The organism is Streptomyces sp. Da 82-17, from assembly GCF_046098215.1.
In the GTDB taxonomy this organism is placed as follows: domain Bacteria; phylum Actinomycetota; class Actinomycetes; order Streptomycetales; family Streptomycetaceae; genus Streptomyces.
Window position 1 is genome coordinate 130584 of the sequence record NZ_JBJURH010000019.1, and the last position, 19602, is coordinate 150185.

At 73.9% G+C, this 19602-nt stretch carries 17 protein-coding genes and 1 riboswitch; of the genes, 10 read left to right on the forward strand and 7 right to left on the reverse strand.

Annotated elements, in window-relative coordinates; translation table 11 throughout:
- Nucleotides 1-52: 52 nt before the first annotated feature.
- From ACIDOF_RS27960 to ACIDOF_RS27970, 3 genes are all read right to left on the reverse strand, one after another.
- Nucleotides 53-1636, reverse strand: coding sequence for a bifunctional phosphatase PAP2/diacylglycerol kinase family protein (locus ACIDOF_RS27960; RefSeq protein ID WP_409008892.1), 1584 nt, complete (start codon nucleotides 1634-1636; stop codon nucleotides 53-55).
- 696 nt (nucleotides 1637-2332) lie between these two features.
- Nucleotides 2333-3880, reverse strand: coding sequence for a potassium/proton antiporter (locus tag ACIDOF_RS27965; RefSeq protein WP_409008893.1), 1548 nt, complete (start codon nucleotides 3878-3880; stop codon nucleotides 2333-2335).
- A 109-nt stretch (nucleotides 3881-3989) separates the two neighbouring features.
- Complete coding sequence (locus ACIDOF_RS27970; protein ID WP_409008894.1) at nucleotides 3990-4280, reverse strand: DUF3040 domain-containing protein; 291 nt, start codon at nucleotides 4278-4280, stop codon at nucleotides 3990-3992.
- Nucleotides 4281-4634: 354 nt separating this feature from the next.
- Between ACIDOF_RS27970 and ACIDOF_RS27975 the strand changes: the two genes are divergently transcribed.
- The 7 genes from ACIDOF_RS27975 to ACIDOF_RS28005 all read left to right on the forward strand — a co-directional run bounded on the left by ACIDOF_RS27975 (nucleotide 4635) and on the right by ACIDOF_RS28005 (nucleotide 10652).
- A complete protein-coding gene (locus ACIDOF_RS27975; protein ID WP_409008895.1) occupies nucleotides 4635-5600 on the forward strand; it encodes a HAMP domain-containing sensor histidine kinase in 966 nt (321 codons plus the stop codon).
- Nucleotides 5601-5778: 178 nt separating this feature from the next.
- Nucleotides 5779-6423 (forward strand): response regulator, encoded by a 645-nt coding sequence (locus tag ACIDOF_RS27980; RefSeq protein ID WP_409008943.1) that lies wholly within the window; start codon nucleotides 5779-5781, stop codon nucleotides 6421-6423.
- A gap of 56 nt (nucleotides 6424-6479) precedes the next feature.
- The gene (locus ACIDOF_RS27985; protein ID WP_409008896.1) at nucleotides 6480-7265 is read left to right on the forward strand and encodes a hypothetical protein; all 786 of its coding nucleotides are present in this window, start codon (nucleotides 6480-6482) and stop codon (nucleotides 7263-7265) included.
- 76 nt (nucleotides 7266-7341) lie between these two features.
- Nucleotides 7342-7542, forward strand: a riboswitch (cobalamin riboswitch).
- Nucleotides 7543-7570: 28 nt separating this feature from the next.
- Nucleotides 7571-8278: an energy-coupling factor ABC transporter permease gene (locus ACIDOF_RS27990; protein ID WP_409008897.1), complete on the forward strand. Its 708-nt coding sequence runs from the start codon at nucleotides 7571-7573 to the stop codon at nucleotides 8276-8278.
- A complete protein-coding gene (locus tag ACIDOF_RS27995; protein WP_409008898.1) occupies nucleotides 8275-9066 on the forward strand; it encodes an energy-coupling factor ABC transporter substrate-binding protein in 792 nt (263 codons plus the stop codon). Before ACIDOF_RS27990 ends, ACIDOF_RS27995 begins: the two co-directional genes overlap by 4 nt.
- A gap of 6 nt (nucleotides 9067-9072) precedes the next feature.
- A complete protein-coding gene (gene cbiQ / locus ACIDOF_RS28000) occupies nucleotides 9073-9822 on the forward strand; it encodes a cobalt ECF transporter T component CbiQ (RefSeq protein ID WP_409008899.1) in 750 nt (249 codons plus the stop codon).
- Complete coding sequence (locus ACIDOF_RS28005) at nucleotides 9819-10652, forward strand: energy-coupling factor ABC transporter ATP-binding protein (protein WP_409008900.1); 834 nt, start codon at nucleotides 9819-9821, stop codon at nucleotides 10650-10652. Before cbiQ ends, ACIDOF_RS28005 begins: the two co-directional genes overlap by 4 nt.
- A gap of 94 nt (nucleotides 10653-10746) precedes the next feature.
- Here the strand turns inward: ACIDOF_RS28005 and ACIDOF_RS28010 are convergent, their stop codons facing one another.
- Both ACIDOF_RS28010 and ACIDOF_RS28015 read right to left on the reverse strand, forming a co-directional pair.
- Nucleotides 10747-12183, reverse strand: coding sequence for a DUF3100 domain-containing protein (locus ACIDOF_RS28010; RefSeq protein ID WP_409008901.1), 1437 nt, complete (start codon nucleotides 12181-12183; stop codon nucleotides 10747-10749).
- The gene (locus tag ACIDOF_RS28015; RefSeq protein WP_409008902.1) at nucleotides 12180-13472 is read right to left on the reverse strand and encodes a M20 family metallopeptidase; all 1293 of its coding nucleotides are present in this window, start codon (nucleotides 13470-13472) and stop codon (nucleotides 12180-12182) included. The genes ACIDOF_RS28010 and ACIDOF_RS28015 overlap by 4 nt, the downstream gene beginning before the upstream one ends.
- A 90-nt stretch (nucleotides 13473-13562) precedes the next feature.
- Between ACIDOF_RS28015 and ACIDOF_RS28020 the strand changes: the two genes are divergently transcribed.
- The gene (locus tag ACIDOF_RS28020; RefSeq protein ID WP_409008903.1) at nucleotides 13563-14678 is read left to right on the forward strand and encodes an Lrp/AsnC family transcriptional regulator; all 1116 of its coding nucleotides are present in this window, start codon (nucleotides 13563-13565) and stop codon (nucleotides 14676-14678) included.
- A gap of 242 nt (nucleotides 14679-14920) precedes the next feature.
- On the opposite strand, the gene ACIDOF_RS28025 is transcribed toward ACIDOF_RS28020, so the two are convergent.
- Entirely contained in the window at nucleotides 14921-16576 is a 1656-nt protein-coding gene (locus ACIDOF_RS28025) for an acyl-CoA dehydrogenase family protein (protein WP_409008904.1), read from the reverse strand.
- 115 nt (nucleotides 16577-16691) lie between these two features.
- A complete protein-coding gene (locus ACIDOF_RS28030; protein ID WP_409008905.1) occupies nucleotides 16692-17300 on the reverse strand; it encodes a TetR/AcrR family transcriptional regulator in 609 nt (202 codons plus the stop codon).
- A 179-nt stretch (nucleotides 17301-17479) separates the two neighbouring features.
- Between ACIDOF_RS28030 and ACIDOF_RS28035 the strand changes: the two genes are divergently transcribed.
- A complete protein-coding gene (locus tag ACIDOF_RS28035) occupies nucleotides 17480-17926 on the forward strand; it encodes a hypothetical protein (RefSeq protein WP_409008906.1) in 447 nt (148 codons plus the stop codon).
- Nucleotides 17927-18141: 215 nt separating this feature from the next.
- Nucleotides 18142-19536 carry an MFS transporter gene (locus ACIDOF_RS28040; protein ID WP_409008907.1) on the forward strand — a complete coding sequence of 465 codons (1395 nt, stop codon included), beginning with the start codon at nucleotides 18142-18144 and terminating at the stop codon, nucleotides 19534-19536.
- Nucleotides 19537-19602: the final 66 nt, after the last annotated feature.

Here is a 19602-nt window from a genome sequence, read left to right on the forward strand (position 1 = left end):
TGGACCGGGCGGAGCGCGTTCGCGGCGCCGGACTGCGGCCGCCGGCCCCGGATCAGTGGTCCAGGTCGGCGGGTTCCGGGAGGGGCCGGTAGACCGTCAGGGACTCGGGGAGTTTGTCGACGCGGAAGGCCCTCGGGGCGTCGACGACCTCCCCGTCGTACGCCATCCGCGTGCCCTCGGCCAGGCCGGACACGAGCAGGCGCGGCACGTGCGCGGCCGCGTACGTACGGGTCCTGGCCAGGCCTCCGCCCAGGGCCGTGGCGAACAGGCGGGTGCGGGCCAGGCGGCCGCCGTGGGCGATGCGGATGTCGAGGAGGCCGTCGGCGAGGTCGTGGCGGCGGACCGGGGCGATACCGAGGCTGCGGTAGACGCCGTTGCCCGCGAACAGCAGCCACATGGCGCGGCGGCGCCCGTTCACGACGGCCCGCATCGGTTCGGCGGTGCGCAGGATCTTCGCGACACCGAGCACCGAGGCGGCCGGTCCGCCGATCCGCGGCGACCAGTGCTCGCGGTGGCGCACGAGATCCGGGTACGCGCCGAGGCTGAACGTGTTGAGGAAGTACACGGGCCGGGCCGCGCCGTCGGCCGTGACGGGGCCGGTGAGGGGGCTGATCCGGCCGACGTCGACACGGACGGCGTGCCCGGCGGCGACGGCGGCGCAGGCGTCGGAGACGGTGTCGACGCCGAGGTCGGACGCGAAGTGGTTGAAGGTGCCGCCGGGCAGGACGAGCAGCGGGACGTCGGCGGCGAGCGCGGGTTCGACGGCCGCGTTGACGGTGCCGTCGCCGCCGCACACCCCGAGCACGCCGCCCTTGCGGGCCGCGTCCTGCGCCGCCGCCCGCAGGACCTCCGGCAGCGGCCCGGCCTCGTCGTCGTACAGGACGATCTCGGCCTGCGGCAGCAGGGTCCTCAACTGGCGCACGGGGTCGACGAGTTGGGGCTGCGCACCGGACGAGGGGTTGACGACGACGTACAGTCCGTCGCCGTCCGGCAGGGCGGGGGCGTCGACCTGGCAGCGGGCGGGCGGCGGGAGCTGGTCGCGGGACGGGACGAGACCACGCACGGCGAAGGCGGCGCTCACGCCGAGGGCGGCGCCGACGAGGACGTCGCTCGGGTAGTGCACGCCGGTGTAGACACGGGAGAACGCGACCGAGAACGCGACGGGCGCGAGCGCCGCGCCCCAGCCGCGCGACTCCAGGGCGACACCGGCGGCGAACGCGGCGGCGGAAGCGGCGTGCCCGGACGGGAAGCTGCTGGTCAGGGGCTGGTGCGGCAGATGCCGGATGACGGGTACGGCGTCCAGGAGCGGCCGGGAGCGGCGTACGGCGCCCTTGCCGAGGGTGTTCACGGTCGCCGAGGCGAGGGCGAGCGAGGCGGCGCCCCGTACGGCGGCCCGCCGTCCCCTGGCCCCGCCCAGCGCCCACATCCCGACGGCGACGCCGCCCCACAGCATGCCGTGGTTCGCGGCCCGGCTGAGCCGCGGCAACACCGGCTCGGCCCCGGGCCACGCCCGCGCGGCCACCTGCCGGAACACGGAGTGATCGGCCCGCCGCAACACCCCGTGCAGGGACCGCCCCGCACGAAGGGACCGGGACCCGAGGTGACGCTGCGCCGCACGGAACGGGGAAGGGACCATGGCTCCTTGATACCCGGTCACGCCGGAACTGCTCCCACCGGGGCCCAGCGTCCCCTCCCCCGCCCGACACGCATTGCGCCTCCGCCGGAGCGGGGCGGCGGCTGCAGAGGCACTCTCGTCATTCGGCTCGCGGGGTACGCGGTCTGGTCCCCTCCGCTGACCGGCCGGGGGCGGACGGGCATGACCGAGGATGCGCGGCGGGCAGGGGCGAGGCGGGGCACTCCGAGCCGTCGAGGAGCGGGGCTCAGGGCATGGCCGCCCCGCCGGGCGCGGGTTCTACGACCTCCGGAGCCGCGCGCTCTCGCCGTCGGCTTCCCGGGCTGTGCGGCGCCGGTCTCCCCGCCGACCGGCGCGGTGGGGCGGGGCGGCGGTACGGGCGCACGGGCCCGTCAGCGGGCCTGAGCCCTGGGCATGACCTACCCCGCCTCGCGCGGGTTTCGGCGGCCTCCGGTGCCGCGCGTTCTCCTCGTCGGCTCCCCGGCCTGGGCGGCCCGGCCCCTTCGCCGACTTGCCGGGGCGGGCCCGCCCGACGAGCGGGGCCCCCGGCTGCCCGCCCGTGGTTTCGCTCCGTGCCCGGCGGGGGTCGGTCGGGTTCGGCGGGGTGGGTGGCGGGGCCTCGCCCGTCGTGGGTGTCCGGCGTGGGTGCGGTGGGGCGTGCCGCGTCAGCGGGCTCGACGAGTGCGGTCTCCCGTACCGCTACTGCGGACGCGGGCCTTCCGTCGTCGCCCTCAACTCGCGCTCCTGCGGCCCGTCTTCGCCTCTCTCCCCGTGCCAGTGGGCCAGGCGGCCGCGGCGGCTCACTGCTCGTAGGCGGTTCTCCGTGGGGGCCGCGGACTCCGGGGTGGTGATGAGGAGGAGCTCGTCTCCGGTGCGGAGGACCGTCGTCGGGGTGGGGACGAGGGTGCTGCCCTCGCGGACGATCAGGGTGACCGCGGTCGGATGCGGGAGGCGCAGCTCGAAGATCGCGACGCCCGCGAGCCGGGAGCCGGGCGGGACGGTCGCGGTGAGCAAGTCGGCGTGCAGGACGTCGAGGGGCGCGGTCTCCACCCGTACGTCGTGCAGCGCGCCCGCGCGGGTCAGGCCGAGGCGGCGGGCGACGGCGGGCAGCGTCGGGCCCTGGACCAGGGTGAAGAACGCGACGAGGACGAACACGATGTGCAGCAGGTGCCGCGCGCCCTCGACGCCCGAGACGACCGGGAACGTCGCGAGCACGATCGGCACCGCCCCGCGCAGCCCGGCCCACGAGATGAACGCCTGCTCGCGCCACGGCGTGCGGAAGGGCAGCAGGCACAGCGCCACCGACACCGGCCGGGCCACGAGCAGCAGGACCAGTCCGACCCCGACCGCCGGGAGGATCGCGGCGGGCAGTTCGGCCGGGTCGACGAGCAGGCCGAGCATCACGAACAGCCCGATCTGCGCGAGCCAGCCCGCGCCCTCCGCGAAGGAGCGGGTCGCCGCCCGGTGCGGCAGCCCGGCGTTGCCGAGGACGAGTCCGCACAGGTACGCGGCGATGATCCCGCTCGCCCCGGCCGCCCCGCCCGCGGCGAACGCGACGATGCCGAAGGCGACGGTGGCCAGCGGGTACAGGCCGGTCGCGGGCAGCGCCACGTGCCGGAGCGCGGCGGCGCCGACCCGGCCGACGAGCAGGCCGATCAGGGCGCCGACGGCCAGCTGGTAGAGGAGGTTCCCGCCGACGGCCGCAGGGCTCGGCAGGTCGCCGGCGGCCGTGCTGAAGACCAGGACGAGGATGATCGTCGGGGCGTCGTTGAAGCCGGACTCGGCCTCCAGGAGCCCGGTGACCTTGCGCGGCAGCGGCAGCGCGCGGAGGACGGCGAACACGGCGGCTGCGTCCGTGGACGAGACGATCGCGCCGAGCAGCAGCGCGAGATGCCAGTCCACGCCGAGCAGGAAGTGCGCCCCGGCGGCCGTCACCGCGACGGACAGGGCGACGCCGACCGTGGCCAGCACTCCGGCGGGCGCGAGCAGTCTCCGTACGTCGGACCACGAGGTGCTCAGGCCGCCCTCGACGAGGATCACGGCCAGCGCGGCCGTGCCGAGCGCCTGCGCGAGCTGCGCGTCGTCGAAGTCGAGCCCCAGACCGCCCTCCCCGACGATCACGCCGACGGCGAGGAAGAGCAGCAGGCTGGGCAGCCCGAGCCGGCCGGCCATCCGCGCGGCGGCGATGCTGGCGAGGAGCACTCCTCCGCCGACGAGCAGGCCGAGGTACAGCGACTGCAGGCTCATGTCACCTCCTCGACGTGGGCACTCCAGTGACGCCTGTGACGCCCACGAGGCCCACGAGACCCACGAGACCCACGAGGCCCACCATGCCCGTCACGCCCGCCGCGCCCGCTCAGTCGTCCGCCGTCGGCGGCGGGCCCGGCGGGCGTCTGCGGTGCGGGTCGAAGTGCGGGGCCGACGCGCCCGCGAGGATCAGGCCCGCCCCGATGACGACCCCGTGGCCCACGGCGATCCCCACGCCCAGGCAGGCCAGCGCCAGCGTGAGCGCGAGCCAGGCGCGGCCGTGCCGGTACTCGCGCGGCCGGCAGGGGCGTCCGCTGCCGATGGCGCGCGCGAACTCCGGGTCGTCGCGGGCGAGTCGGGCCGCGATGTCGCCGAGCCGCTCGTCGTCGTAGCGCGTCATGCTCCTCCTCCCTGGGCGACCGGTTCGGCATCGGGGGCTGCTCGGCGTACGGGATCGAGCGCTTCTCGGCGTACGGGATCGGGGACTCCTCTGCGTACGGGATCGGTGGGCGTAAGGGGCAGGGGCCCAGGGACCGTGGTCGTCAGGGACTGGGGCCGTGGTCTTTCCAGGCTCGGCGGGCGGGGCCGGGTCGGGCCATCGGGGGCGGCACCCATATCGGGGCGGGGCGAACATGCAGGTCGGGGCGGGCATGGCGGGCAAGATGGGTGGCGGCCCCGATGGACAGACCGGCCGCGGGGCACGGAGGCTGGCTGCAAGCACGGCCACCGTCGACCCCGAGGAGCCCCCGCACCCGTGTCCCTGTTCTGGCGGATCTTTCTGCTCAACGCCTCGGTGCTGTTCGTGGCCGCCGCGCTGCTGCTGCTCGGCCCGGTCACCGTGTCCACGCCGGTGCTGCTGACCGAGGCGCTGATCCTGTGCGCCGGGCTCGTCGTGATGCTGATCGCCAACGCCGCGCTGCTGCGCGTCGGCCTCGCCCCGCTGCAGCGCCTGACGCGGGCGATGAGCACCACCGACCTGCTGCGCCCCGGCAGCCGCCCGGCCGTGTCCGGCAACGGGGAGGTCGCCGGTCTGATCAGGACGTTCAACACGATGCTGGACCGGCTGGAGGCGGAGCGGGCCGCGAGCAGCGGACTGGCCCTCTCCGCGCAGGAGGCCGAACGCCGCCGCATCGCCCAGGAGTTGCACGACGAGATCGGGCAGTCCCTCACCGTGGTTCTCCTCGGCCTCAAGACCGCCGCCGACCACGCCCCGCTCGAGCTGCGCGCCGCGCTGCACCACGTGCAGGAGACCACCCGCGGCAACCTCGACGAGATCCGCCGCATCGCCCGCCGGCTGCGCCCCGGCGTACTGGAGGAGCTGGGCCTGGCGAGCGCCCTGCGTGCCCTGGCCGCCGAGAACAGCACCCCGGACCGGCTGACCGTACGCCACGATCTCGACGCCGACCTGCCGCAGCTCGGCCCGGACGAGGAACTGGTCCTGTACCGGGTGGCGCAGGAGAGCCTGACCAACATCGTCCGCCACTCCGGCGCCCGGCACGCCCGCCTCAGCCTGCGCCGCGGCACGGCGGGGAGCGCCGGGACGCTGACCCTGTCGGTCCGGGACGACGGGCGCGGCATCGGCGGCGCGGCCGAGGGCGCCGGTATCCGCGGCATGCGGGAGCGGGCGCTGCTGATCGGCGCGGACCTGACGGTGGGCCCCGGCCCGGACGGCGGCACCGAGGTACGGCTTCGGGCGCCGCTGCGTGAGAGGAGCAACTGAGCACGTGACCTTGCCGACTCCAGCCCCGGGCACCCCGGGCACCCCACCCGCCCCCACGGGCCCGCCCGGCCCCGGCACTTCGGCGGCGCCCACGGGCCCGCCTGCCCCGGGCGCCCGGCCCGACCCTGGCGCCCGGCCCGACCCGACGGACCACCCGGCCGCGCCCCGCCCCACCCGCATCCTTCTCGCCGACGACCACGCGCTCGTACGCCGGGGCGTGCGGCTGATCCTGGACAGCGAGCCCGATCTGACGGTCGTCGCGGAGGCCGGGGACGGCGCCGAGGCCGTCGAGCTGGCCCGGGCGGAGGCCCCCGACCTGGCGGTCCTCGACATCGCGATGCCCCGGCTCACCGGTCTGCAGGCGGCCCGTGAACTGTCCCGGCTGCTGCCGCGGACCCGCATCCTGATGCTGACGATGTACGACAACGAGCAGTACTTCTTCGAGGCGTTGCGCGCCGGGGCGTGCGGGTACGTCCTGAAGTCCGTCGCCGACCGGGACCTCGTCGAGGCGTGCCGGGCGGCGATGCGGGACGAGCCGTTCATCTACCCGGGCGCCGTGAACGCGCTGATCCGGAACTTCCTCGACCGGGCCGCGGACGGCGACGCCGACCTCCCGGCGCGTACGCGGACGATCACGGACCGCGAGGAGGAGATCCTCAAACTCGTCGCCGAGGGCCACACCTCGCAGCAGATCGCCGACCTGCTCTTCATCAGCCCGAAGACGGTCGAGCGGCACCGCGCCAACCTGCTGCAGAAACTCGGCCTGCGCGACCGCCTCGAACTCACCCGGTACGCGATCCGCTCGGGCCTGATCGAACCCTGAGGCCACCGCGCCCAGCACCGAACTTCCGCGCGGGGGCCGCCGGTTAAGGTGCGCGCATGTCCAACTCCCCCGCGTACGGCGGTTTCCGGACGGGCGCCGTGTGGGCCGGGGCCGGGATCGCCTTCGGTGCGGTCGTGCTCGGCTCGGCCGTGGCGCTGTTCGGGATGCTGGAGTTCGACGAGCGGTGCGCCCACGGGATGATCACGGGCCCGGGCCGGTTCGAGCGCGCGCGGTACGCGGCCTATCCCCCGGCCACCGTCTGCGAGTTCACGGGCGGCGAGGTCGCGTCGGTCGGCGGTTCGGGGGTGCTGTCCGTGCTGCTGTGGGCGGCCATGGCGGTGTTCGTGGGGTGCGTGCTGCTCGCCCTGGTCGCGGAGTGGTTCGAGCCGCCCCTCGACACGGGGGCGAAGGCGGGCCGGGGGCCGGGGCTGCTTCGGGGCGGGGCGGCGGTCGTGCCGAGGTCGCGGGCCGAGCGGCTGCGGCGCGCGCTGACCGCGCTGTTCGTGACCGGCTCGGCGTTCCTGACGTACTACGCGCTCGTGGCTTGGCGGCTGTTCACGGGCCCGTCGTCGGTCTGCTCGTCGGGCGCCGACTGGGGCTCGAACCCGCCGCGCACGCTCACGTACAGCTTCTTCCCGCCGCAGGCCACCTGCCGGTACACGAGCGGGACGACAGAGCGGCTCAACCCCGACTGGGCGGCGCACCTGGCCGTCCTCCTCGCGGTCCCCGTGCTGCTCGCCGCGGTCGGACTCGCCCTCGCCGTGCGCCGGGCCCGGCAGACGGTCCGCGCGGCGCGAGCCGCGGAAGCCGCACGCGCCGCGGAAGCCGCGCGAGCTGTCTGAACCGCCCGAGCCGCCTGACCCCGGCGTGCGGGGAGGTCGCGCGCGCTGGGCGCGACCGGGACCCGCTGTTGTCAACCTTCCGGGTACGCAATATGGTCACCAGGCCTTGGTGTTCGGGAAATCCGGTGTGATGCCGGTGCGGCCCTCGCCACTGTGATCGGGAAGTCCGGCTCCAGCCCCCTGCGGGCGGCCACTGGGCGCGCGAGCGCCCGGGAAGGCGGAGTCCGGGCGGTACGACCCGTCAGCCAGGAGACCGGCCAAGGCACGTTGCCATCCACGAGGTGCTGGAGAGGGTCTGCTGAGCCATGCACATAGCCGAAGGTTTTCTGCCACCGGCACACGCGGTCGCCTGGAGCGTCGCGTCCGCCCCGTTCGTCGTCCAGGGAGTGCGCTCCCTCACCCGTGAGGTCAGGGAACACCCCGAGAGCACACTGCTCCTCGGCGCCTCCGGGGCCTTCACGTTCGTCCTGTCCGCCCTCAAGATCCCCTCGGTGACGGGCAGTTGCTCGCACCCGACGGGCACGGGCCTCGGCGCGATCCTGTTCCGCCCGCCCGTCATGGCCGTGCTCGGCACGATCACCCTGCTCTTCCAGGCGCTGCTGCTCGCCCACGGCGGGCTCACCACGCTCGGCGCCAACGTCTTCTCCATGGCGGTCGTCGGCCCCTGGGCCGGGTACGGGACGTACCGCCTGCTCAAGCGGTACGACGTGCCGCTGATGGTCGCCGTGTTCTCCGGGGCGTTCGTCGCCGACCTGTCGACGTACTGCGTCACCAGCGTCCAGCTCGCCCTGGCGTTCCCGGACCCGGGCAGCGGATTCCTCGGCGCGCTGGCCAAGTTCGGCTCGATCTTCGCCGTCACGCAGATCCCGCTCGCCGTGAGCGAGGGCCTGCTCACGGTTCTGGTGATGCGGCTGCTCGTGCAGTCCAGCAGGGGTGAACTCACACGGCTCGGCGTGCTGTCGGGCAAGCCGAAGCAGACCAGCGAGGCCGGGACGGGGGCGAGCGCCCGATGAGCCGCAACGCGAAGATCAACGCCGTCCTGCTGCTCGCCGTGGCCGCCCTCGCGACGCTGCCGCTCGCGCTCGGCCTCGGCGACCACAAGAAGGAACCGTTCACGGGCGCCGACGCCCAGGCGGAAACCGCGATCACGGAACTGGCCCCGGAGTACGAGCCCTGGTTCTCCCCCTTGTACGAACCCCCGTCCGGCGAGGTCGAGTCGGCCCTCTTCGCCCTGCAGGCAGCCATCGGCGCCGGCGTCCTGGCGTACTACTTCGGCCTCCGCAGGGGCCGCCGCCAGGGAGCGGAACGAGCAACGGCGGTTTCGGCTGCGGCGGTTGAGGCCGTTGAGGCGGGTGCGGTCGAGGAGCGGCCGACGGAGCCCGGTCGGCCCAAGGCGGCAGGACAGGCGGAGGCAACCCGCGCTGGAGCGGGCCAGGCGGAGGCAACCCGCGCTGGAGCGGGCCGGGCAGGGGCGAGCCGCGCGGAGGCCGACCGGACGGAGGTTCGCCGGTCCGGGGCGATCGGCCCGGCCGGGACGGGTGGCGCCGAAGCCGCCCCGTACGAACCGGGTCGCGCCGAAGCCGCCGCGCCCGAGGCAATTCGGCCGCAGCCCAGGAACGCCGCCGAAGCCAGCCAAGGCACCCCAGCCACCCATGCCGACCGGACGGCGGCCGCTCGAAGCGAAGGCGTGCGGTCGGAGCCCGACGAGGCCGGAGCCGGAGAAGCCGAAGCCTCCCCGGTGGCGCCCCGCCGAGCCGAAGGCGATCCGGCGCCCCGCCGTGCCCAGGGCGAAGGGGTCTGACGGGTCGTGTTGCCCATTGATGTGGCGGCGCACAGCAGTTGCTGGCGTCGGCGGCACCCCCTGGACAAGGCCGTGCTCGGGCTCGGGCTGACCGTGCTCGCCGTGTCGCTCCCGCCGTGGCCGGGCGCGGCGCTCGTGAGCGTGGCCGCGCTCACGCTGCTGCTGGGTCCCGCGGGTGTGCCGCCGCGGAAGCTGTGGCGTGCGTATCGCGTCCCGCTCGGGTTCTGCGTGACCGGCGCCCTGACTCTGCTCGTCCAGGTCGGCGGCCCGGACGGCCTGTTGGGGCTCGCGGACGACGGTCCGGCACGCGCGGGTGAGCTGCTCCTGCGTACGTCGGCCGCCTCGCTCGGCGTGCTGCTGCTCGCCTTCACCACGCCCATGTCGGACCTGCTGCCCCGCCTCGTCCGGGCCGGCGTGCCCGCGCCGGTGGTGGACGTGGCCCTGGTGACGTACCGGATGAGCTTTCTGCTGCTCGACTCCATGAGCCGGATCCGGCAGGCGCAGGCCGCTCGGCTCGGGCACACCACCCGCGCGGCGGCCTGGCGTTCCCTCGCCGGGCTCGGCGCGACGGCGTTCGTGCGCGCCTTCGACCGGGCGAGCCGACTGCAGGCCGGGCTCGCCGGGCGCGGCTACGACGGGACGCTGCACGTCCTCGTGCCCGACGTCCGCGTCTCCCGCCGCTTCGTCGGGGCGAGCCTCGCGCTGCTGCTCGCGCTCGCCGCCCTCACCCTCGTACTGGAAAGGCTGCTGCCATGAGCGTGCCCCTGGTCTCCCTGCGGGGCGCCCGCTACGCCTACGAGGACGGCCCGACCGTGCTCGACGGGCTCGACTTCGACGTCACCGAGGGCCGCGCCCTCGCCCTGCTCGGCCGCAACGGCAGCGGCAAGACCACGCTGATGCGGCTGCTGAGCGGTGGACTGCGGCCGGACGCCGGGCAGTTGAGCGTCGACGGCGCGCCGGTCGCGTACGACCGCAAGGGTCTTGTGCGGCTGCGGACCAGTGTGCAGCTGGTCGTGCAGGACCCGGACGACCAGCTGTTCGCCGCGTCCGTCGCGCAGGACGTGTCGTTCGGGCCGCTCAACCTCGGGCTCGCCGGACCCGAGGTGCGGGCCCGGGTCGACGAGGCCCTGGCGGCGCTCGACATCACCGGCCTCGCGGACCGCCCCACGCACCTGCTGTCGTACGGGCAGCGCAAACGCGCGGCGATCGCGGGGGCGGTGGCGATGCGGCCGCGCGTACTGATCCTCGACGAGCCCACGGCCGGGCTCGACCCCGACGGGCAGGAACGGCTCCTCGACACACTGGCGCGGCTGCGGGCGGCGGGCACGACGGTCGTCATGGCCACGCACGACGTGGACCTCGCCCTCCGCTGGGCCGACGACGCGGCGCTGCTCACCCCGGCCGGGGTCCGCTGCGGCCCGGCCCCGCACCTGCTGGGCCGGAGCGAGCTGCTGGCGCAGGCGGGGCTGCGGCTGCCGTGGGGCGTGGCGGTGGGATCGCTGCTGCGGGCGCAGGGGCTGACGGCGGCGGACGGTGAAGTTCCGCGTACGGCGGAGGAGTTGGCGTCGCTCGTCGCGCGGGCCTGAGCACCGACGAGGCGACCGCCCTCGGCCGGGGGTCGTACACGGGGTACGGCTCCGGTGGCCGGGGGCGGTCGCAGGGGTGTGACCCGGGTCAGGGTCAGCCGAGACCGAGGGAGATCTCGGCGATCAGGGTGGACACCACGAACGACGCGGCGAACGAGACCAGGCCGACGAGGAAGATCCGCCAGCCGACCCGGCGCAGAATCCCGAAGTCCTTGCCGAGGCCGAGGCCCGCGAGGACCAGGACCGGGGTGGTCAGGGCGAGGAACTCGATCGGCTTGAGCAGCGCCGACGCCTGCTCGGCGACCGGCGACCAGGGCGAGCTGAGCAGGATGCCGATGGTCGTGACGCCGATGACCGGGGACAGGCGGGTGTACTTGCGCAGCGCGAGGGCGGCGAGGACGACGGCCGTCATCAGGGCGTAGCCGGCGAGGATCTTCCAGTCGAAGCCCTTGTTGAAGAGGATCGTCGAGAGGACCATTCCGGAGACGACCAGCGGGAGGGCGAAGCGGAGCGAGACCTTCGGGGCTTCTTCCGTTTCCGGGGCTTCCTCCGATTCCGGGGCTTCCGCCGATTCCGGAGCTTCCTGAGGGTCGGCGGCCTGCTCGGGAGCCTGCGCCGGAACCGTCGGCTCCGGCTGCTTCCGCTTCCGCGTGAGGAACCGGTAGAACCGCTCCGCCATCGGCAGCGCCACGTACATCCCGACGTACAGGCCGAGCAGGCTCGTGATCAGGTTGCTGACCGCCGCCAGTGCCAGGATCTGGTCGGCCATCTGCGGGTACTCGGCCGCGATCGCCGCCGACGAGGCCGCCATCACCGAGCCCGAGCCGACGCCGGTGCCCATGGCGAGGGCCAGCGGGTCGAAGACGCCGGTGCCCGCGAGGAACGAGGCGAGGAGCGTGACGTAGAGGCCGCCGACGATGGTGCCGAAGACGTACATCGACAGGACGCCGCGGTACTCGTCGGAGTCCGCCCCGTACCGCTCCGAGACGATCGCGAAGGAGCCCTCGCGGTCGATGGAGAAGCAGGCGCCGACCGCCGGGCGGCCCATCCGCAGCAGCACCGCGAGCGGCAGCGAGAACACCACCGTGCCGAAGAGGTGGCCGAGTTCCTGCAGCAGCAGCGCCGGACCGGCCTCGGCCAGGACGGGCAGGTTCTCGCCGACGAGGAACGCGAGGCGCACGCTGAGCAGCAGGATGCCGACCTGGACGGTCTGCGTGGCGAGCTGCTGCAGGCGTACCGGCAGCGGCTTGACCTTCTGCACGCTGACGACGCCGCCGATGAGGATGCCCCAGACCAACGGGTGCAGGGTGACCTCGCCGATGCCGAGGTTCAGGGTGTGCGGGCCGATCAGCTCGGCGACCGCGGTGAGCACGAGCGCGGTCAGGACGAGCGGCGCGTACGAGGCGAGGCGGGACGTCGTCGTCATGGCGGGTCGGCGCGGGCGGCCGGGCCTGTCGGAGCCGGATCCGGTCGCGGCTGAGCTGGTCGCGGCGGGTCTGTTCGCGCCGGACTTGTTCGTCGTGGTCGTCATCGCCGGCTCCGGTTCGGGGTGTGGGCGTCGCGGTCGCGCTGTTCGGCGAGGAGTTCGGCGCGCAGGGCGGCGTCCTGGGCCACGGACACCACGGTCAGCGCCATGGCGGTCGCGCCGTCGACCACGGCTGCGTCGCCCTCCGCGCTGATCGCGTCCGCGGCGAAGCCGTAGGTGTGCGGGGCGTTGACGCTGCCGCGGACGGCGATCATCGGGTGGATGCTGGGCAGGAGCTGGGACACGTTGCCCATGTCGGTCGAACCGCCGCTGAGCGGCGAGCGGTCGGCGAGGGGGCGGCCGACCCGGTCGAGGGCCGCGGCGTACCGCTCGGCGAGGCGGACGTCCTGGCGCAGCGGCGCGTACTCCGGTTCGGTCTCCTCGACTTCGAGGGTGCAGCCGGTGGCGAGCGCGCCGGCCTCGAAACAGGCAAGGACGCGGGCGTGCAGGTCGCGCTGGGCGTCGAGGTCGAACTCGCGGACCTCGAAGTCGACGACGGTGCGCTCCGGGATGATGTTGGTGACCTGGCCGCCCTCGCGGACGAACAGGGCGACGCGGGCGGTCGCGGGCAGCTGCTGGCGCAGCAGGCCGACGGCGACCTGCGTGACGACCGCGGCGTCGGCGGCGTTGACGCCGAGCTGCGGGGCGGCCGCGGCGTGCGAGGCCCTGCCGGTGAACGTGGCGGCCCAGCGGCTCACGCCCTGCGTGGCGGTGTCGGCCGGGTGGGCGTCGGCGTTGCCGGGGTGGACCATCATCGCGACGGTCAGGTCGTCGAAGAGGCCCGCGTCGAGCATCAGGACCTTGCCGCCGCCGTGCTCCTCGGCGGGCGTGCCGAGGACCTTCACGGTGAGGCCGAGCCGGTCGGCGACCTTCGCGAGGCCGAGGGCTGCGCCGAGGGCGCTGGTGGCGATGATGTTGTGCCCGCAGGCGTGGCCGACGTCCGGCAGCGCGTCGTACTCGGCGCAGATCCCGACGACCAGGTCACCCGTCCCGTACGACGCCTTGAAGGCGGTCGGCAGTCCGGCGACGCCGCGCTCGACGGCGAAGCCCGACTCGTCCAGGGCGTCGGCCAGGGCTGCGGCGGCCTTGTGCTCCTCGAAGGAGAGCTCGGCGTAACCGTGGATGTCGTGGCTGAGCCGGACGAGCCGCTCCCGGAGGCGAGCGATCTCGGCCACGACGTCGGCTGCGACGGCGGTTCCGGTTCCGGTTTCGGGTCCGTCTTCGGATTCGGCTACGACGGCTCCCACGGCTTCGCCGGTCTCCGGGCATTTCTCCTGGTCGGCCAGGGTCGTCATGTCGGGCCCCTCGGGTCGTGACAGGTTCGGGTGGTGCCGACCAGGGTGGGACCGGTTCCAGATCGACCGGTGAAGATGCATGATTCCGTCATGACGTCGAGAGAATCACCGGATTCCGCCACTGCGGATGGGCGGGATCCCGCCAGGAGGCAGCCGAGCGGGCCGGAACCCTCCACAGGGCAGGCGGAGGCCTTCAAGCTGTCCGAGCTGGACCTCGAGGTCGTCAACGCGCTGCAGATCAACCCGCGCGCTCCATGGGCCGCCGTCGGCCGCGCCCTCGCCGTGGACGCGTCGACGGCGGCACGGCGCTGGGCGCGGCTGCAGAGTCACGGGGCGGCGTGGGTGTCGTGCCAGCCGCTGTTCGTGCCGGATCCGTCCATGGCCCTGGTGGAGATCATCACGGAGCCGGGCCGCAGCCTGGAGGTCGCCGAGGCGCTGGCCGGCGATCCGCAGGCCATGACGATCGACGTGTCCGCGGGCGCGCGCGACCTCCTGGTGACGGTGGTGTGCGACGACCCCGACCAGCTCTCCTGGTACCTGCTCGAACGCCTCGCCCGGGTGCCGCACGTGCTCCGCGTGCAGAGCCACATCCTCGTCAACACGTACACGGACGCGAGCAAGTGGCGGCTGCGGGCACTGAGCCGGGCGCAGGAGCGGCAGCTGCAGTCCGGCCTGCCGAAGCCGTCGAAGGACGGCGGCGCGTATCTGCCGACGGCGGCCGACCGGGAGATGGCCGCGGCCCTCTCGGTGGACGGCCGCACCCCGCTCAGCGAGCTCGCTCAGGCCACCGGCACCAGCGAGAGCACGACCCGGCGCCGCCTCAACCAGCTGATCGGCAACGGCAGTCTGCGGCTGCGCTGCGAACTGGCCCGCGCGCTCACCGGCTGGTCGGTCTCGGAGTGGCTGTTCGCGCGGGTGCCCTCGGACCGGCTCGACGAGGCGGCGGCCACCCTCGCGACGGTCGGCGAGGTGCGGGCGATCCTGTCGGCGGCGGGCCCGTTCAACCTGCTGATCGCGGTGTGGCTGCGCACGATCAGCGACGGGCAGCGCCTGGAGACGTCGATCATGCGCAAGCTGCCGCACATCGACGTGGTCGACCGCAGCGTGGTGATACGCCCGTACAAACTGGCCGGTCGCCGCCTGGACCGCCGCGGCTTCTCCACGGGGACGGTGCCGCTGGATCTGCATCGGAGGCCTGAGCTCTGACTCGGCGGCGGCCGTAGCTCTGGTCGGCGGCCGTGGCTTTGACCGGCGGCCGTGGCTTGGCCGGCGGCCGTGGCTTGGCCGGCGGCCGTGGCTTTGACCGGCGGCCTGAGCTCTGAGGGCCTCGCGGGTCGGGCGGCCGACGGCCCCGCCGGGGCCAAGCCACTGCTGCCGGAGCTCGGCGACGACGGCCCCCACTGGGTCAGCTCGGGGGGGGAGCCGCTGAAGCCGGCCCCTGGGTCTGCTCAGGCGGGCAGCCGCTGCAACACCCCCTCGAAGTCCGTGCCCGGCGGCAGCGTGCCGAAGGCGAGGCCCTGGTCGCCGGCGAGGCGCGAGGCGCAGAACGCGTCGGCGACGGCGGCGGGCGCATGCCGTACGAGGAGTGAGCCCTGCAGGACGAGCGCCGCGCGTTCGATGACCCGGCGGGCCCGCAGCGGGGCGTCCTCGGTGAGAGTCAGCTGATCCCTCAACTCCCGCCAGGCGGCGTCGAGTCGGGCGTCGGCGCCGGCCGCGGACTCGACCTCCGCACGGAACGCGTCCAGGGACTCCGGCTCGCGGGTCATGGCGCGCAGCATGTCGAGCGCATTGACGTTGCCGGAGCCCTCCCAGATGCCGTTGAGCGGGGCCTCGCGATAGAGCCGGGGCATGCCGGACGCCTCGTCGTACCCGTTGCCGCCCAGACACTCCAGGGTCTCGGCGACGATCGCGGGCTGCCGCTTGCACACCCAGTACTTGGCGACCGCCGTGGCCAGGCGGAGGAACGCGCGCTCCTGGGCGTCGCCCCGCTGCGCCCGGTCGGCGGCGCCCGCGAGCCGCAGCCCCAGGGTCGTGGCGGCCTCCGACTCCAGGCCCAGGTCGGCCAGGACGTTCCGCATCAGCGGCTGGTCGATCAGCTTGGCGCCGAAGACCGAGCGGTACCGGGTGTGGTGGGCGGCCTGGGCGAGCGCCTCCCTGATGTGGCCCGCCGAGCCGAGGACGCAGTCGAGCCGGGTCATGGTGACCATCTCGATGATCGTCCGCACGCCCTTGCCGTCGGGCCCGACGAGCCAGGCCACGGTGTCGTCGAACTCCGGCTCGCTGGAGGCGTTGGAGCGGTTGCCGAGCTTGTCCTTGAGCCGCTGGATCCGGAAGGTGTTGCGGCTGCCGTCGGGCAGGACGCGCGGCACGAGGAAGCAGGACAGCCCGCCGGGCGCCTGCGCGAGGACGAGGAACAGGTCGTTCATCGGCGCGCTCGTGAACCACTTGTGCCCCCGCAACCGCCAGGTCCCGTCGGCCTGTTCGGCCGCGGTGGTGGTGTTGGCGCGGACGTCGGTGCCGCCCTGCTTCTCCGTCATGCCCATCCCCGCCAGCAGCCCACGCTTCTCGGCCGGCGCCCGCAGCCCCGGGTCGTAGACGGTGCTGGTGAGCAGCGGCTCGTACGTCTTCGCCAACTCGGGCGCGTGCCGCAGGGCGGGGACGACGGCGTACGTCATGGAGACCGGGCACATGTGGCCCTGCTCCAGCATGGTGGCCACCATGAACGTAGCCGCCCGCGCCACGTGCACCCCCGGCCGCGCGTCCGCCCACGCCGAACCGGCCGCGCCCGCGCCGACGGTGGCGGACATCAGCGAGTGGTACGCGGGGTGGAAGTCGACCTCGTCGATGCGGTTGCCGTAGCGGTCGTGCGTGCGCAGCTCCGGCTCGTGGCGGTTGGCCTGCTCCGCCCAGGTACGGGCCCCCTCGCTGCCGACGTACCGGCCGAACGCGTGCAGCTCGTCGAGATGCCACTCGGCACCCTCCCGGCGCACGCCCTCGGCCAGCACGGGGTCGTCGGCGGCGTCGTGCCCCGTCAACGGCGGTGCCTGGTTGGTGACTTGATGCGTCTCGGCACTGGGCCGACTGCGGGGCGCTTCCGTGGTCATGGAACCGGCTCCTCCGGCGGGGCGTGTGTGGACGTCGGGTGCGGGCGTGCGTACTGCTGGGGCGCTGCTCGATCGGCGCCGCGTTCGGCGTCGCGTGCGCGCTGCGCGTTCGGCGTCAGGCGCGTGGGGCGCCCACGCAGCGCAGGGCCATGGCGGTCAGTTCGGCGATCAGCTCCTCCACCTCGCTCTCCTCGGGCGCGCCGAGCGGGTCGACGAGCACCTCGCCGATCGCGCCGCTCAGCGCCGCCGCGGTGATCTCCCCGTCCTGCTCCGGCAGTTGGCCCTGCGCCATGCCCTCGCGTACGACCTCGGCGAACAGCGCCCGGTAGCGGCGCCGGAACTCCAGGCGTTCGGCGCCGACCGCGGGCTCGGCGGGGGCCGCGAGTAGCGCGTACGCCAGGCCGCGGTTCTCCAGGGCCCTGCGGGCGAAGACCTCGACACCGCGGGTCAGCCGCTCGACCGGCTCCCCCGGGGCGTGCAGAACCTCGCCCAGCACCTCCACCTCACGGCCCGCCGCCCGCCGGAACACCTCGACGGCGAGGGCGGCCTTCGACGGAAAGTGCTGGTAGACCGAGCCGGCCGCGATCCCGGCAGCGTCGGCGACCGCCGTCACGGACGCCTGCGACCAGCCCACTTCGGCGACGACCTCGGTCGCACAGCCGACCAGCCGCTCGCGGGCCGCTTCGAGCCGACGGATCTCTGCAGGGGTCTTGCGGTACGCCATGAAAGAAGTGAACCACCATTCAGAGTTTCCCGCCAGGGCCCCGGGAGAGCCCGATCCGCCAAGCGCGCGCTGCGGCTGAGCTCGCCGGTCAAAGGTGAGCCCGCCGGAACGTTCGCCAAGGTGCGGGGCGCGTGACCGGAACGGATACTTCCAGCAGGTCCGACCGAGAAGGGCACCCCATGAAGCGACTCGTACCGGCGAAGCGGCTCGTCCTGACCGGGGCCCTCTGCGCGACCCTCGCCCTGTCGACCGCCGCGTGCTCCGACGACGAGTCGCCCGAGGAAGCCGCCACCAGCGCCGCCACCGAGCTCTGCGGCGACATCGACGACCTGCAGGCCGACATCGCCAAGCTCACCGGCCTCGACCCGGCGTCCGCCACCAAGGAGCAGGTCCAGGACGCCTACGGCGACATCCGCGACGACTGGAACGACGCCAAGGAGCACATCACCGCCCTCAGCTCGGCCAAGGAGGACGCGGTGACGGGCGCGGCCGACGGCCTCAAGCGCGCCTACGAGGACATCCCCGACGGCACTCCCGTACCGGAGATCCTCACCCGCCTCAAGCCGGAGCTGGAGAAGCTCGTCGACTCGGTGACACAGGGCTCCTCGGACCTCAAGTGCCCCTGAACCGAGCCGAAGTGAACCGAGCCGAAGTGATCCGAGCCGACCTGAGCCGAACCTCCCGGAGTCGACCGCATCTCGCCCCACCCAGCCCCTGACGCCATACTCACCCCCAGAACTATGGTGTCCCACCACATGTGCCACTGACCTGCGGGTTCCTACCTTGTGCCAGCACGTACCAGCAGACACAAGTCCCCGCTCACCGCCTGGAAGTGGTGCACATGGCCTCCGCAGCAACCGCTCCACCAACACCCTCCAACCTCAAGCGCATCGTCGCCGCGAGCCTGATCGGCACCACGATCGAGTGGTACGACTTCTTCCTCTACGGCTCGGCCGCCGCCCTGGTCTTCAACCAGCTGTTCTTCCCCGAGTCCGACCCCCTCGTCGGCACCCTCCTCTCCTTCCTCACGTACGCCGTCGGCTTCGCCGCCCGCCCGCTCGGCGCCCTCGTGTTCGGCCACTACGGCGACCGGCTCGGCCGCAAGAAACTGCTCGTCCTCAGCCTGCTGATGATGGGCGGCGCGACCTTCGCCATCGGCCTGCTGCCCACGCACGCCACCATCGGCACCGCCGCGCCGATCCTGCTGACCGTGCTGCGCCTGGTCCAGGGCTTCGCGCTCGGCGGCGAGTGGGGCGGCGCCGTCCTCCTCGTCTCCGAACACGGCGACGCACGACGCCGAGGGTTCTGGGCCTCCTGGCCCCAAACCGGCGCCCCCGCCGGGCAGTTGCTCGCCACCGGTGTCCTCTCCGCCCTCACCGCGCTCCTCTCCGAATCGGCCTTCACCTCCTGGGGCTGGCGCATCCCGTTCCTGCTGTCCGGCGTACTCGTGATCGTCGGCCTCTGGATCCGTCTCTCCGTCGACGAGTCCCCCGTCTTCAAGGAGGCCTTGGCCCGCGCCGAGGCCAAGAAGGCCGCCGCTCGGGACGAGAGCCAGGTCGAGAAGATGCCGCTGGTGGCCGTCATGCGTCACCACTGGCGCGACGTCCTGATCGCCATGGGCGCCCGCATGGCGGAGAACATCAGCTACTACGTCGTCACCGCCTTCATCCTCGTCTACGCCACCACCTCCGCCGGGGTGTCCAAGCAGACCGCCCTCAACGCCGTACTCATCGCCTCCGCCGTGCACTTCGCCGTCATCCCGGCCTGGGGCGCGCTCTCCGACCGGATCGGCCGCAGGCCGGTGTATCTGTTCGGCGCGGCCGGCGTGGGCGCCTGGATGTTCCCGTTCTTCGCCCTCATCGACTCCGGCACCTTCGGCAACCTCCTCCTCGCCGTGACCGTCGGCCTGGTCCTGCACGGTGCGATGTACGCACCGCAAGCGGCCTTCTTCTCCGAGATGTTCGCGACCCGGATGCGGTACTCGGGTGCCTCCATCGGCGCGCAGTTCTCCTCCGTCGCCGCGGGCGCCCCGGCCCCGCTCATCGCGACCGCCCTGCTCGCGGACTACAACAGCTCCACCCCCATCGCCCTCTACGTGATCGCCGCTGCGCTCCTCACGCTGCTCGCCGTCGGCGTGGCCCGCGAGACCCGGCACCGCGACCTGTCCGACGTCGACCCGCACTCCCCGACTCCGGCCGACAGCGCTCCGTCCCCGACCGACGCACGCACCGCCTGAGCGGTCACGCGCCGCCCGAGCGGCCCGGCACCCAGCACCTGCTGCGGGACCACCGGTGCCGTCCTG

Coding starts and splice junctions, on each gene's coding strand:
- ACIDOF_RS27960 (WP_409008892.1), bottom strand. CDS start 1,636: ATGGTCCCTTCCCCGTTCCGTGCGGCGCAGCGTCACCTCGGGTCCCGG.
- ACIDOF_RS27965 (WP_409008893.1), bottom strand. CDS start 3,880: ATGAGCCTGCAGTCGCTGTACCTCGGCCTGCTCGTCGGCGGAGGAGTG.
- ACIDOF_RS27970 (WP_409008894.1), bottom strand. CDS start 4,280: ATGACGCGCTACGACGACGAGCGGCTCGGCGACATCGCGGCCCGACTC.
- ACIDOF_RS27985 (WP_409008896.1), top strand. CDS start 6,480: ATGTCCAACTCCCCCGCGTACGGCGGTTTCCGGACGGGCGCCGTGTGG.
- ACIDOF_RS27990 (WP_409008897.1), top strand. CDS start 7,571: ATGCACATAGCCGAAGGTTTTCTGCCACCGGCACACGCGGTCGCCTGG.
- ACIDOF_RS27995 (WP_409008898.1), top strand. CDS start 8,275: ATGAGCCGCAACGCGAAGATCAACGCCGTCCTGCTGCTCGCCGTGGCC.
- ACIDOF_RS28005 (WP_409008900.1), top strand. CDS start 9,819: ATGAGCGTGCCCCTGGTCTCCCTGCGGGGCGCCCGCTACGCCTACGAG.
- ACIDOF_RS28010 (WP_409008901.1), bottom strand. CDS start 12,183: ATGACGACCACGACGAACAAGTCCGGCGCGAACAGACCCGCCGCGACC.
- ACIDOF_RS28015 (WP_409008902.1), bottom strand. CDS start 13,472: ATGACGACCCTGGCCGACCAGGAGAAATGCCCGGAGACCGGCGAAGCC.
- ACIDOF_RS28020 (WP_409008903.1), top strand. CDS start 13,563: ATGACGTCGAGAGAATCACCGGATTCCGCCACTGCGGATGGGCGGGAT.
- ACIDOF_RS28025 (WP_409008904.1), bottom strand. CDS start 16,576: ATGACCACGGAAGCGCCCCGCAGTCGGCCCAGTGCCGAGACGCATCAA.
- ACIDOF_RS28030 (WP_409008905.1), bottom strand. CDS start 17,300: ATGGCGTACCGCAAGACCCCTGCAGAGATCCGTCGGCTCGAAGCGGCC.
- ACIDOF_RS28035 (WP_409008906.1), top strand. CDS start 17,480: ATGAAGCGACTCGTACCGGCGAAGCGGCTCGTCCTGACCGGGGCCCTC.
- ACIDOF_RS28040 (WP_409008907.1), top strand. CDS start 18,142: ATGGCCTCCGCAGCAACCGCTCCACCAACACCCTCCAACCTCAAGCGC.